At 43.4% G+C, this 14,428-nt stretch carries 12 protein-coding genes and 1 riboswitch; of the genes, 11 read left to right on the top strand and 1 reads right to left on the bottom strand.

The window, feature by feature from the left end; all coding sequences use genetic code 11:
* The first annotated feature begins 28 nt into the window (after positions 1-28).
* From C232_RS0110170 to C232_RS0110130, 9 genes are all read left to right on the top strand, one after another.
* On the top strand, positions 29-970 hold the full coding sequence (locus C232_RS0110170) for an AAA family ATPase (RefSeq protein ID WP_018663915.1): 942 nt from the start codon (positions 29-31) through the stop codon (positions 968-970).
* Positions 971-2,167 carry a DUF58 domain-containing protein gene (locus C232_RS0110165; RefSeq protein ID WP_018663914.1) on the top strand — a complete coding sequence of 399 codons (1,197 nt, stop codon included), beginning with the start codon at positions 971-973 and terminating at the stop codon, positions 2,165-2,167. It abuts the gene before it with no gap.
* Positions 2,164-4,359, top strand: coding sequence for a transglutaminase TgpA family protein (locus C232_RS0110160; RefSeq protein ID WP_018663913.1), 2,196 nt, complete (start codon positions 2,164-2,166; stop codon positions 4,357-4,359). The genes C232_RS0110165 and C232_RS0110160 overlap by 4 nt, the downstream gene beginning before the upstream one ends.
* Before the next feature lie 41 nt (positions 4,360-4,400).
* Positions 4,401-4,502, top strand: a riboswitch (purine riboswitch).
* Between the two features lie 112 nt (positions 4,503-4,614).
* The gene (gene guaA / locus C232_RS0110155; RefSeq protein WP_018663912.1) at positions 4,615-6,168 is read left to right on the top strand and encodes a glutamine-hydrolyzing GMP synthase; all 1,554 of its coding nucleotides are present in this window, start codon (positions 4,615-4,617) and stop codon (positions 6,166-6,168) included.
* A gap of 401 nt (positions 6,169-6,569) precedes the next feature.
* Positions 6,570-7,781, top strand: coding sequence for an MFS transporter (locus C232_RS0110150; protein ID WP_018663911.1), 1,212 nt, complete (start codon positions 6,570-6,572; stop codon positions 7,779-7,781).
* 305 nt (positions 7,782-8,086) lie between these two features.
* Positions 8,087-8,827, top strand: coding sequence for an RpnC/YadD family protein (locus C232_RS18535; RefSeq protein ID WP_018663910.1), 741 nt, complete (start codon positions 8,087-8,089; stop codon positions 8,825-8,827).
* 275 nt (positions 8,828-9,102) lie between these two features.
* The gene (locus C232_RS0110140; protein WP_018663909.1) at positions 9,103-9,879 is read left to right on the top strand and encodes an acetoin reductase; all 777 of its coding nucleotides are present in this window, start codon (positions 9,103-9,105) and stop codon (positions 9,877-9,879) included.
* Positions 9,880-10,304: 425 nt separating this feature from the next.
* Entirely contained in the window at positions 10,305-11,366 is a 1,062-nt protein-coding gene (locus tag C232_RS0110135) for a YeeE/YedE family protein (protein ID WP_018663908.1), read from the top strand.
* A 14-nt stretch (positions 11,367-11,380) separates the two neighbouring features.
* Entirely contained in the window at positions 11,381-11,605 is a 225-nt protein-coding gene (locus tag C232_RS0110130) for a sulfurtransferase TusA family protein (RefSeq protein WP_018663907.1), read from the top strand.
* 448 nt (positions 11,606-12,053) lie between these two features.
* Here C232_RS0110130 and C232_RS0110125 read toward each other — a convergent pair whose 3' ends face one another.
* Positions 12,054-12,890, bottom strand: a complete 837-nt coding sequence (locus tag C232_RS0110125; protein ID WP_018663906.1) for an alpha/beta fold hydrolase — start codon at positions 12,888-12,890, stop codon at positions 12,054-12,056.
* A 184-nt stretch (positions 12,891-13,074) separates the two neighbouring features.
* Between C232_RS0110125 and C232_RS0110120 the strand changes: the two genes are divergently transcribed.
* Both C232_RS0110120 and C232_RS20250 read left to right on the top strand, forming a co-directional pair.
* A complete protein-coding gene (locus C232_RS0110120; RefSeq protein WP_018663905.1) occupies positions 13,075-13,524 on the top strand; it encodes a MarR family winged helix-turn-helix transcriptional regulator in 450 nt (149 codons plus the stop codon).
* A 118-nt stretch (positions 13,525-13,642) separates the two neighbouring features.
* Positions 13,643-14,275, top strand: coding sequence for a hypothetical protein (locus C232_RS20250; protein ID WP_018663904.1), 633 nt, complete (start codon positions 13,643-13,645; stop codon positions 14,273-14,275).
* The last annotated feature ends 153 nt before the right edge of the window (positions 14,276-14,428 follow it).

Here is a 14,428-nt window from a genome sequence, read left to right as displayed (position 1 = left end):
AGCTTTTTAGAATGAGAGGGGGAGTATGATGCAGCCGACAATACAGCGGATTTTGGATAATATCGGAAAAGTCATGATTGGAAAAACAGAAATCGCTGAGCTAAGCCTCGTGGCATTGCTGTCCGAGGGGCATGTACTGCTGGAGGACGTACCCGGGGTTGGAAAAACGATGATGGTGAGGGCGCTCGCAAAATCAGTAGGTGCGGAGTTTAAAAGAATCCAATTCACGCCGGACTTACTCCCGTCAGATGTGACCGGTGTTTCCATTTACAATCCGCAGGCGATGGAATTCCAGTACCGGCCCGGACCGATTATGGGAAATATCGTTTTAGCGGACGAAATTAACCGTACTTCCCCAAAAACCCAGTCCGCCCTGCTGGAAGGGATGGAGGAAAGAAGCGTAACGGTTGATGGTGTGACGCGTAAGCTTGCCCGGCCTTTTTTCGTCATGGCGACGCAGAATCCGATTGAATATGAAGGGACTTACCCGCTCCCCGAGGCACAACTGGACCGTTTTTTGTTCAAACTGCATATGGGATACCCAACGATTGAAGGCGAAATTGAAATGCTGAACCGCATGGAAAACAGCACGCCGATTGAAGCGCTGCAGCCGGTGATTACGAAAGCGGAATGTACAGATTTGCAGCAGGAAGCAAAGCAGGTTTACGTTGACCAAAGCTTGAAAGCCTATATTGTGAAACTCGCAGATTTATCCCGCTCCCACCCGAGCATTTATCTCGGCGTCAGCCCCCGCGCTTCACTTGCCTTAATGAGAGCCTCGCAAAGCTATGCTTTTCTGCGCGGGCGTGACTATGTGATTCCGGATGATATTCAATATTTAGCCCCATATGTTTTTGCCCACCGCCTGATTTTAAGTAATGAAGCGAAGTACAGCCGGCAAACCCCGCATGAACTGGTGAAAGAGCTGCTTTCCGTAATTGAAGTGCCGGTTCAAAGGGCAGCGAAATAAATGAAACATCGTTTAAGCGCGCACTTCGGATGGGTTGTGGTTCTGCTCTGTCTGCTTGCTGTTTTTTCGTATGCGATGTTCCAGGGCGGATTTGCCAGCTGGTTCCTATTCATCACCTTTCTCCCGCTCGCGCTCTATGCAATCCTGCTTGCTGTTTTTTGCCGGCCCGGAACATGGGCAGTAACAAGGGAGACGGATCGCAGCACCTGCCAGGCAGGAGAGGCGGTAACCGTGACGATACGAATTCAGCGCAAATGGCCATTCCCGCTGTTTGTCCTGCTTATCAAGGACGAAGCACCATGGTTGGAAACAGGAAATGCCCATCTCTTTTTCCCTGCATTTAAAAATAATCTGATTTTCTCTTACCAAATTCCCGATGTGCCAAGAGGGGAGCATGTTTTTGAAAGGATGACGATAAAAACAGGCGATCTGCTCGGGCTGGTTGAAAAAGAAGTGACGCTTGCGGTAAAAACGGAGATTCTTGTATACCCGGCCTGGCAGAAAGTGCTCCACCAAACGGTTGAAAGCGGCTATGAACAAGGGGCGGCTGCCTCAAGGCTAAAGATTCAAAGCGATCATACCACAGTCGCAGGCATCCGCAATTATCAGCCAGGCGATCCGTTTACATGGATTGACTGGAAAGCAACCGCAAGAATGAATGAAATCCAGTCAAAAGAATTTGAAATACGGCAGTCGAATGACTTATTTCTCCTCATGGACCGGAAAAATTCGCCAAACTTTGAGCTGCTGGTCCAATTTACAGCTTCCCTCATCCACGCGGCCATCCGCAGCGGGGGAAGAATCGGGCTTGGCACGCTTGGACAAGCTGCTGCTTTTTTTCCCGTTCAAAGCGGGGAAACGCATCGGAATGTATTGTTCCGCTATCTTGCCGTTGTGGAGCCGGAATCAGTCCTGGAAACAGAGCCGGAACCAGTCCGCAACAGATCGATTCTAATGCCAAAAGGAGCGGTGCCGGTCGTGATTACCACGCCGCAAGCGCTGGAAACACTTGCGGATGATTTGAAGCGGGCCGGGTACATCCATCCAGCGATTGTCTTTGTGATAAAAGGGGAGAACGAACCCGTTTCAGACACGGAAACCCGGTACTGCCGCTTATTGGAACAGAAAAAAATCCGCACCCGTATTTTATATGAAGAAGATTTTTACTCCAGTTTAAAGGGGTTGAAAGCAAGATGAAGAAAACCGGCGGCCCGGAAAGCCGGCTAGTGGTTCTCGCATACGCAGCTGCATTTTTGCTGATTTGGGAATGGATCAGGCCGCTGAAACAAATTTCTGAAGTGTCCAATACCACCTGGTTCACCGTATTTGCCGGACTTTCACTGCTGCTCTATTTATTGCCAGTTCCCTGGTATCTTACCAGCATCATGAAATGGCTTTATATCCTGATTGCGCTCGATAAATTGTATCAGCTCGGCACTGCAGGGATCATCACAAGTCTGTTACGCAATACAGGGTTGTTGTTTTCGCGGGACTGGTATCAATTTACGAATGATTACCGCAGTTTTCTGCTGTTTATTTTATTTTGGATCCTGACCTGCCTCATTCATTGCTGGGTGCAGGTGCGCAAAAGGCTGTTTTTCTTTGTGCTGATTACGATTGTTTATGTCGCGGTGCTGGACACTTTTACGCCCTACGACGGAAAACTGCCGGTCATACGCACGGCAGCGGCAGGCCTGTTTTTGCTTGGTGTGTTATTTTGCGAAAGAATGCTGGCAAATAGCGGCGCTGCAAAAACCGGGAAACCGGCAGGCAGATGGGTTTTTACGCTTTTCATCGTCATTGCCGGTTCCGTGTTCATCGGTTATTCATTTCCAAAGGCCAATCCGGTATGGCCGGATCCGGTCCCGTTTATTAAATTACAGGCCGGGATTGCAGAAACAGGCCCGACGCAAACGGCAGGGATGAAAACAGCCGGTTTGCGGGAAGACGATTCCAGGCTCGGCGGCCCGTTTACAGGGAACAACGAAACGGTTTTCCGGGCGAAAGTAAAAACGGAACAATACTGGCGGATGGAAGTAAAAACAGATTATACCGGCAAGGGATGGAAACAGGCTGGACAAAGCAAAATAACCGAGTACAACCAAGGAAATAATTTTTTTAACTTGGAACTGGGGCTGTATCGGGGAAAAGACGACAGCGCAGTACTCACATTCAACGAACCGGCCTCAACGCTCTTTTATCCATACGGACTGACATCATTCACAGATTCCTCGTTGGGCAAGCTTGAATTCTCCGAGCAGACTGAGAAAATCCGGTTGCGGAGAAAAGGTGTCCGCACTTACTCATTGCAATACAAGCCGCAAAATTTTACAGTAAAGGAATTGAAGGAATCCAGTCCCAATAATCAAAGCGGAAATATGTCGAATGGATTTTACCAGCAAACCTATACACAGCTCCCGGATTCCCTGCCCAAGCGTGTCAGGCAGCTGGCAAAAGATATTACAAGAGGCCAAAAGACTGCCTTTGACAAGGCAAAAGCTGTGGAGGCTTATTTGCAGTCGGGCGAATTCCAGTACGAACAAAGTGATGTCGCAACACCACAGGGTAGCGAGGACTATGTTGACCAATTTTTATTTGAATCGAAAAAAGGCTATTGTGACAATTTTTCATCTGCAATGGTTGTACTGCTGCGGGCGGCAGGGGTTCCGGCACGATGGGTGAAGGGCTATGCGCCGGGTACGTACGAAAAATCTGCAGGAGCCTATAATGTGTATAAAATCACCCACAATGACGCGCACTCGTGGCCGGAAGTTTACTTTTACGGAATCGGCTGGGTGCCGTTTGAACCGACACCGGGATACAGCAGTACGGTCTCTATCCAAAATGACACCAGCCAGCAAACTTCAGAAGAAAGTACAACTGCCGCGGCACAAAATGAAACCCGTACCGAACAGCAGCAGCAAAAGCAGCAGCTGGCCCAGGAGGAAACGCAACCGGCAAGTACAGTAAAAAAGGCGGAAAAATCATCCCTAGGCAAACAGATCGGAAAATGGCTGTCCCACAATCTATGGATTATGATTGCTGGTGTTGTTGCGGCCGCATTAGCCGTTTGGGCGGTTGTCGCCAGAAGGAAGAAATGGATGCCGTACTTTCTTTTGCTAAAGTACAGAAATAAAGCGGATCTCCGCCATTTTGAAGAGGCTTTTCTGGCATTGCTGGCACAGCTGGAACGATATGGTTTTAAAAAGCCAAAAGGCCAGACCTTACGGGAATATGCACGCGAAGTAGATGCGTTTTTTGAATTAGATGCAATGGTGCCCCTCACTGCGCGGTACGAAGCGCTGGTGTATAAAAAGGATGAAAAAGACGCGGATTGGCAGCATTTGATGCACTTATGGGAAAATTTAATCAAAAAGACAAGTGGTTGACCAGGTGCCGAATCAAGGTTACAATTGGGACAAATTCAATCATTCAATGGAGATGCTTTCTTCATATAATTTCGAAAATAAGGTTCGAAAGTCTCTACCTGGCTACCGTAAATGGCCGGACTATGAAGGCAGTTGGTGTATAGCAAAACGGCACTGGAATTCTGCCTTCAACCTTATTTGGAGACAGAATTCCAGTTTTATATTTGGATAAACAAATGACAATAATATGAAGTAAAAAATTATGGGGGAAAACAAATGGCAAAAGCATTCGATGCAGCAAAACAGGAAAAAATTGTTGTGCTGGATTTCGGCAGCCAATATAACCAGTTGATTACACGCCGGATCCGCGAATTCGGGGTATTCAGCGAGCTCCATCCGCACACCCTTACAGCTGAAGAAATAAAAGCAATGAATCCAAAAGGCATTATTTTATCAGGCGGGCCGAACAGCGTCTATGACGAAAACGCCTTTCATGTGGATGAAGAAATATTTAATTTAGGCGTTCCGATCCTCGGCATTTGCTACGGGATGCAGCTGATGACAAAAGCGTTCGGCGGCAAAGTGGAACCGGCAAGCCGGCGCGAATACGGAAAAGCGGCGATCCATATTGAAAATCGGACCCGCTTGTTTGGCGACCTTCCCGCTGACCAGGTGGTATGGATGAGCCATGGCGACCTCGTTACAGCTGTTCCTGAAGGGTTTACGGTCGATGCGAGCAGCGTGGCGTGCCCGATCTCCGCAATGAGCAATCCGGATAAAAAATTCTACGCTGTCCAGTTTCACCCCGAAGTGCGGCACTCTGTCTACGGAAACGATATGTTGCGCCGGTTTGCTTTTGATATTTGCGGCTGCGCAGGCACATGGTCGATGGAAAACTTTATTGAAATGGAAATGGAAAAAATCCGCCAGATTGTTGGCGATAAAAAAGTGCTTTGCGCCCTTAGCGGCGGGGTTGATTCTTCCGTTGTTGCTGTTTTGATCCATAAAGCAATTGGCGACCAGCTGACCTGTATTTTTGTAGACCACGGCCTGCTCCGTAAAGGCGAGGCTGAAAGTGTCATGAAAACTTTCTCGGAAGGTTTCAATATGAATGTGATCAAGGTGGACGCAAAAGAGCGGTTTATGGCCAGACTCGAAGGCGTATCCGATCCCGAGAAGAAGCGCAAAATCATCGGCAACGAATTTATCTATGTATTTGATGATGAGGCAGCGAAACTTGAAGGTATTGATTATCTTGCCCAAGGAACATTGTACACCGATGTCATCGAAAGCGGGACAACCACTGCCCAGACGATCAAGTCGCACCATAATGTTGGCGGGCTTCCGGAAGACATGGCCTTCACGTTAATCGAACCGCTCAATACTTTGTTTAAAGATGAAGTGCGCGCGGTCGGCACCGAACTCGGCATCCCAGATGAAATCGTCTGGCGCCAGCCGTTCCCGGGCCCGGGCCTTGGCATCCGCGTGCTCGGTGAGATTACCGAAGAAAAACTCGAAATGGTCCGCGAATCCGACTTTATTTTGCGCGAAGAAATCAAAAATGCCGGCCTCGAGCGTGACATCTGGCAATACTTTACCGTGCTGCCAAACATCCGCAGTGTCGGCGTCATGGGTGATGCCCGCACATACGATTACACAATCGGCATCCGCGCCGTCACTTCCATTGACGGCATGACATCCGACTGGGCGCGCATTCCGTGGGAAGTACTCGAAAAAATCTCAACCCGTATCGTTAACGAAGTCCCGCACGTCAACCGCGTTGTATATGACATTACAAGCAAACCACCGGCTACGATTGAGTGGGAGTAAAAATACAACTTGATTTGAAGAGAAAACGCCTATATATCGGCATTTATCCTGATGTAATATGGAGAAAATAAGTTAAAAATGATATAGTTCCCTGCCAAAAATAAAAATTGGCAGGGAATTTTGTTTTAGTATTAAATTTTGGTAGGGATTATTTTGGGTTTTTGAATAAAATTGGTCAAGATTGGTACTGTAAATTTACATTACTAAAAATTTAATAATTAATTAGATTATATCAACAATGTTCGACAAACATTTCAAAAAAATGTGCTATGGTTATTGTAAATATAGGGGTTTAGAGTAAAAAGTTATAAATAGCTGTGATTAAATTACTTTAAAATAGATTGATTAGTTTTTCTATTTAAATAAAGAAAAACAATATATGGGTAAGGTGGATTCAGTTTATGTGGAAAAATAGAAACATGTGGGTGCTAATGATTGGGATATTTGGGGCTGAGATGGGTATGTGGTTAGGGTTAATTGGAAATTTAGAGTTTCTTCAATTAAATGTTAACTCTAGTTTTTTACAATCTTTAATATTAATTATCGGGGTAATAGCAGGATTTATTTCTGGACCAATTATAGGAAATTTGATTGATTCATTAAATAAGAAAAGGGTTCTTATTTTAGCGGGAATAATAAGGATTCTTGGAAAACTGTTTATGATATTGGCAGTAGAAATTAATAACATTTTTTGGATGCTGGTCTCTATGGTTTTAATTGGTGTAGCTGCTTCATTTTACTTTCCGGGAATTCAATCTATAATTCCATTAATCACCGATAATGAAGAAGAGTTAATGGAAGCAAATGCTATTCAAATGAACATCATGACTTTAGCCAGAATTATAGGTACTGCTGTTGCTGGGGTTCTATTATTATTAATTTCTTTAAGAGAAATATACATATATAGCTTAATTGCCTACTTGATTCTTCTTATAAGTACAAACTTTTTAAATTTTGAAGAGAACAAAAGCAATGTAAAAAGTAGTAAAAAGATTCATAAAAATAAGTTCAGAGAAATATTCCCCATAATTAGGTCACGCCCAATGGTTTTTCAAACATTAATTTTATCACTTATTCCTTTTACTTTTATATCTGGGTTTAATTTAATCGTTATTGAAGTAAGTAATATCCAAGATAATCCTGCAATCAAAGGGTTATTATATACAGTTGAAGGGTTAAGTATTATAATTACTGGTTTTTTAGTTAAATATTTAGTAAAGAAACAAAATATTATGAGAACAATCGTTATTTCTTGTGTATTGATAGCTATTTCACAAAATTTATTATTTTTTACCACTATACAATTTATACCTTTTGTAGCTTTCTTCTTCTTTGGAGTTTCTTGTGGTTTTTTTATGCCGTTATCTGCAACATTATATCAAAAGCAAATTACAAGCGAGTTTCATGGTCGATTCTTTTCTTTTAAAAGAGTTTATGAAACAGGAATTGGACAAATATCATTATTATCTATTGGATTAGGTCTAGACCTTGTGGGGCTGCAATTTTTTATGGTGATTTTAGGAGCGCTCTCATTACTCTTAGTTATGTATGTTAAGATCATGTTCTTTATAAAAAATAAAAAATTAAATGAAACAACTTATAGGCAGCTTTAAATGTTGTAATTTTATGCGTAGCAAACTTGTTGAATACCTTATAAGATGAAACGGCAGGCTAACGATTCTTTCTCGCAGCTGCAATCTGTATTCCGTCATTCAGCAAGCCGATGACATTGTCCTTACTAAGCAAATACTGGTTTTGGTGTTAATCAAGCGGCTTTCCTCTTCTGCCCTGAAAAAAATTCCACGGATAGAACCATTCATAGCCGTATCTTTATGGTTTTTGCATTCCTTTTTTCATTCTGCTCTTTATGCTTTTCTCGTTTAGACAGCCAAGGGATGGACATGAACAGTTAACAGACTTGCCTAAAATACAGCAGTTATTACCAAATGATTTTCCAGAAGTAACAGCAGATGAAAAGCGTTCTGATATTGCTTTTTTACTTGAGGATGGCTCAGTTCTCATGCTGGAATTTGAAAGCAACACAAGGTTTATTGAAGATCATCTAAAATACATGCATTATGCTCAGAGAATTTTGCAGCGATATTTTAAAAAAGAAAAGAAATTGAAAAACATCAAAATTGTTGTGATTTATACAAGTGATGTCCGAATTCTTTCAAGACCTGTTTTACTATCAGAGTATGACGGGGATGAAATTATGATTGAAATTAGGGGTAAAATAGATAGTAATAAAAAATTAACCAGCGAGGATCTATTCAAACTGAGTTTTCTGCCATTAATGTACAATAAAAAAGAACGTAATGAAATAATAATACAATCTGTTGAATTAGCAAAGCGAATGAAGAATGAACACACTTCGGTTCAAGTCATAGCAGGAATACTTACTTCAACAGATAAATTCATTGACCAGGGATATGCTAAAAAAGTGAGGGAGTGGTTAAGATTGACAAAAGTAGGCCGAATCTTTGAAGAGGAAAAACAAGAAGCAGTTAGAGAAGCCGAAGAAAGAGCAAGACAAGAGGCAGAGAAAGAAGCGGCAATAAAAATAGCTAAATCCTTATTAGAAATACTAACCCCGGAAGTTGTTGCTGAGAAAACAGGTTTAACCATTGATGAAGTTAAAAAAATAAATAAGGCATAAGTAAAAAAGGGGAGTGGAACAGAGGCATCTACTTAGTTCCCTTACTTATATTTATGAGCATATAAAATTCCAATTTATTTACGGATGAAGATTAATTTTATAGTTATTCTTTATCGCAGACTTTGACAATTTGCTGTCCGCATCAAAATGATAATCTTCCATAACCGTAACACAGAGATATTTTTTGTTTTCTTAAAAATTAAAATGTAATTGCTTTCATTTCCGGTCTGCATCTCTTATAATAAAGATGAATCCAAAAATGGGAGATGTTGACAATGGCAAATCAAAAAGTTGCAGTTGTTACAGGTTCTGGTCAAGGCATTGGCAAAGGTATTGCAGAAAAGCTGGCAAGTGATGGATTCGTAATTGTTCTGAGTGACAGGAATCAAGAGGTTTTGGAAACGACAGAAAAGGAATTCAGGGAAAAAGGCTTTCCCGTTGCTTCCTTTGTTGGAGATGTTTCCAGTCCGGAAGACCAAAAAGCCTTGGTAGCATCAGCAGTTGAAAAGTTCGGCAGTGTGGATGTATTTGTTAATAACGCTGGAATTGAACTCGTTTGCCCGATTGAAAACATCACGCCTGAGCAGCTGGAAAATATTTTCAGGATTAATGTATTTGGTACTGTGTATGGCATTCAAGCTGCCGCAGCGCAAATGAAGAAACAAGAAACCGGCGGCAAAATTATTAATGCCTGCAGTATTGCCGGGCATCAGGCCTTTGATATGTTAAGTGCTTATTCGGCAACAAAATTTGCAGTTCGTGCTTTTACCCAATCCGCAGCAAAAGAATTTGCCAAAGATAAAATTACAGTAAACGCTTATTGTCCTGGCATTGTTGGAACAAGCATGTGGACACGTATAGATGAAGTAATGGCAAAATATATGGGGCTCAAAAAAGGGGAAGCATACAAAAAATACGCTGAAGGCATTGCGCTCGGGCGGACAGAAGAGCCTGCAGACGTTGCAAACTTTGTATCGTATCTGGCCTCTCCGGCAGCAGACTATATGACAGGGCAATCCGTGATGATAGATGGCGGCATCGTATTCAATTAAGCTACTAATTTCGAAATCATGATGTGAAAATACAAGCAAAAGGTGCATCGATCAAAAGATGTGCCTTTTTGTGTACGGCGGCAGCCGCTTTGTGCAACAAATTGTGCTGAACCATTGGTGGAGAGTTGGAGTGTATTATTGCGAGAAACACGGCTCCCAAATTCCAGGAAGCTTGTTTTCCGGTCCCCGCCAGGATACTGAAAGGACACCCATCTTTTTAAAGTATCCTCTGTAAGAAAGTTAGGGAGTAGAGATTCATGCAATCAATCAAAAAAACGGCTTAAGGCTGGCAAGTGGTGTAAAGAATGATTTCCAGCTTTTACATGGTTTTTTTACAAGATAAAGATAAAACATTCCTTGAAAAACAGAATTCCTATCGGTATAATAAACCCTATAAAATTACTCTGTTTTAAAGGGGGATTATGATGCTTCTTACTGGACTGATTTGCGGGGCGCTGCTCGGCTTTGTCATGCAGAGAGGGAGATTCTGCTTAACGGGCGGTTTCCGTGATATGTATATCGCGAAAGACAACCGCATGTTTTATGCTTTATTGATTGCCATTGCGGTTCAAAGTATCGGGGTTTATACCTTAATCCAGCTTGGGGCTATCCAATACACGGCAGGCACATTCCCGTGGATTGCTGCAATATTTGGTTCTTATATATTTGGGATTGGGATTGTGATGGCCGGAGGGTGTGCAACCGGGACCTGGTACCGCGCTGGCGAAGGGCTTTTGGGCAGCTGGATCGCGCTGTTCGGCTATATGGTGATGAGTGCGATTATGAAGTCCGGAGTACTCTTGCCGGTTACGACTTCATTGCAGTCCGTGCAGCTGCCGAATAATTCGATTGCGGGCACGCTTGGCATTAATGTTTGGATTGTTGTTGCCATCTTTACATTGATCGTGCTTGGGATTTTGGTAAAAGAGCTCAAAAAGCCAAAAGTAGCTATTCCTGCAATGAAAGCAAAACGAAAAGGGCTGGCCCATCTGTTGTTTGAAAAACGCTGGCACCCGTTTTTTACAGCGGTGCTGATCGGCCTGATTGCCATCTTAGCCTGGCCTTTAAGTGAAGCAACCGGAAGAATGGACGGCCTTGGCATTACGACGCCGACCGCTAATCTGCTGCAGTTCTTGGTGACAGGAGACCAAACATTTGTGAACTGGGGCGTATTCCTTGTTCTTGGTATCTTTTTAGGTTCCTTTATTGCTGCAAAAGCAAGCCGTGAATTCCGCTTCAGAATGCCGGATGTACAAACTGGTATTCGCAGCTTTATCGGTGGGATTCTAATGGGATTCGGCGCCAGTGTGGCCGGCGGCTGCTCGATCGGAAATGGCCTTGTCAAGACAGCAATGATGACATGGCAAGGATGGACCGCATTATTGTTCATGATTCTGGGCGCATGGACGGCTTCATACTTTATCTTCGTCCGTCCTCAAATGAAGAAACAGACAGCTGACACGAAACCGGCTGTAACGACAGCATAAGGGAGGAATGCATAATGGAAAAAACATTGGAAGTGATGGGTCAGGTTTGCCCATTCCCATTAATTGAAGCAAAAAAAGCCATTGAAGAAATCCAGTCCGGAGACGATTTAGTGATTCACTTTGACTGCACGCAGGCAACAGAAAGTATCCCGCGCTGGGCAGCGGAAGCCGGCCACACGGTCACCAATTTTGAACAATTGGACGAAGCGGCGTGGACGATTACGGTAAAGAAAAAGTAGAATAATCTTAGAAAGAGCCGGGCTATTTGCTGCCCGGTTTTTTGATTTAGGCTATGTTCGCTTATTTAGAAGTTACTTTATAACGCCAACGCTATTATCGGATAGTTGAATTACATTCATGCAATACACATTCCTTTGATTTAGTTGATTTCTGATAAAACCAAATATATTAAAAATTAGTTAAAGATGTAATTAAGCACAATTTTCTATGAAAAAATGCAGACCACGTGAAACCAGCCGTTACAGAAGATAAACTTTTTCATGCCTGGGCTGGGAGCGAGCCGATCATGAATGTTTTGTAACAAAAAGAGTGGCTGAAACGGTAACCGCGACTGAACAAGGTGAAAAGTTATTGCCGGTTACACGGTTCACCCAAAATGTTAAGAAAGTAAACAATGAAAGCACCTATTTAGGTGCTTTCATTGTTTACTAAAAGAATAGTATTGATTCAGCGTTTCAAGAATTGAATGAGTTCAGTGTTGAACTCCTCCGCATGCGTCACATTAAATCCATGCGGACCGTCTTTAATCACAACAAGTTTGCTGTTAGGAATGCGCTCATGTGCCTTTTGGCCGCTGAATTCAACCGGAACGATTGCATCCGCATCACCATGTAAAATAAGTGTCGGCAAGTCGAACTTATCTAGATCATCTCGAAAATCTGTTTGACTAAATGCTGCGATACAGTCAAGTGTGCCCTTCGGCGACGCAAATGCTGCAATGTCACGATTATGTAATCGAAAGGCTTCGCTCACTAGATCAGTTCTCTCACCAGAGGCGAAGAAGGAAGTCGTAAACGTATCGAGAAATGAAAGTCGATCTGCTTTAACGCCTTTTTGCAGACTCTTGATCGCTGTGTCGTCGAATCCTCCATCAGGATTATCTGCGGATTTGTAAAGGTATGGAGGGACCGCCCCTGCTAGCACTGCATTGGACACTCGATCCGTTCCGTAGTTACCGATGTAACGTGCAACCTCGCCGCCTCCCATCGAGAACCCTACCAAAGTCACGTCATGAAGATCAAGATGGACTAGCAGTTTGTGCAGGTCGGACGCAAGCGTATTGTATTCATAACCATTCCACGGCTGAGATGATTGTCCGAACCCACGTCGATCATAGGTAATAACCCGGTATCCAGCATCAACTAGTGCCGGTACTTGTTTTTCCCAAGACCTTCCGCTAAGCGGCCAACCATGAATCAATACCACTGGCTTTCCAGATCCTACATCCTCGTAGTGTAGCTCAATAGGGGCACCATTTTCAATTCCAACTGTAACTTTACTCATTATAAATCCCTCCATTTTTTTATTTTGAAAAATTAAATTGTACAAAATTTAATTTCGTGATTCCATCGTACACTCCTGAATAAAAATTGTCAACAATTAAATTTCACAAAATACATTTTTATTTTTATATGCTAGGAGACATGTTAAAATATGAATAAGAAATATGATGATTTGAGGTGCAACCATGAAGAACAACCCGCAAAATCTTAATTTAGAGGATCACTTATGTTTCTCTTTATATGCCTGTTCAAGGGCCATCTTACGGCTTTATCGTCCTTACCTGGATCAACTTCAGCTCACTTATCCTCAGTATTTAGTATTAGTTACACTGTGGGAGAAGCAACAAAGTACAATCAAAGAAATAGGTAAAGCACTTGATCTCGATACCGGCACACTGACTCCTCTACTCAAACGTATGGAGGCTGCCGGTTTTATTGAGCGTCGCCGTGATACAGTGGACGAACGCATCGTGAACATCCACATTACGCAAGCAGGACAAGCTCTGCAGGAGAAGGCATCGTGCATTCCGCAGTCCTTATTCGAGGCTTCTGGTATGGGAAAAGAGGAACTGGATGAAATAAACAAGACAATAAAGAACCTGCTACAACAGCTGAATGTAACCACCAGGAAATAGATGAATAGAAAAAATGCAAGATGGCTTCCATCAAGTATGAAGTCCATGGGTTTGACTGGTGAGCATCAAGGGGAAAATGAACAGAACAGCATTTTTGTAAAAATTAGGAGGTGCGAAGATGCCCCAGGTAAGAAAGCGCTATCCTGAAGGAATGTTGATCCTGGCCGGCGGGATGCTTATGCTCGTTTCCACGGCTCTCCATCCGCCGCTCGTTGACCCGTATGACCTGGAAAAAGCTTTCCATGAATTTCAGCATGCACAGTTTTGGATGGGTGACCATATTTTAATGCTCGTTGCCATTAGCTGCTGGCTGATTGGACTGGCTGCTGGAAACAATCATATTGCAAAGCAGAGCGATGCTTCCGGTTTAGGCGCTGCATTGATGTACGTATCTCTGGGAATGTGGATTTTGATTCTTAGCTCAGAATTGACCATTTTACCGATTCTCGGGAATGCAGCGGGATTGACCCAAGTATGGGGTGCCGTTTTTTCGTTCGGCCTGTTGTCTGGGTATCTGGCATTTGCCTGTACTTGGATCGGGATCTTTTGTTACGGCCTGGCAATAAAACGGAGCGAAACGCTTTTCCCTGCATGGTTTTCAACAGCAGCCATCTTAAGCGGACTGCTTGCATTCACGGGAATCATCGTAACTTGTTTTCATTTTGAAATGGGTTATATTACAATTCCGTTGACAGCAGGGCCGGCTTTTATTTGGACTTTATGGTTTGGCTGGCGGATGGCGGTGCGATAGGCAATTTGGTTTGTCAGCATGTAACATAGACTTGCAAAAGAGATAGATGAAAGCCCGAGCGAGAGAAAAAACCATCCGCGCGGTCGCTCAGCGGTGAAATGAAAGCCCGAGCGAGAGAAAAAACCATCCGCGTGGTCGATCATCAGGGGAATG

This window comes from Heyndrickxia acidiproducens DSM 23148 (assembly GCF_000374345.1).
Lineage (GTDB): Bacteria > Bacillota > Bacilli > Bacillales > Bacillaceae_C > Weizmannia > Weizmannia acidiproducens.
Note: the sequence above shows the minus strand (reverse complement) of the source record. Positions and strands in the feature narration are given on the sequence as shown.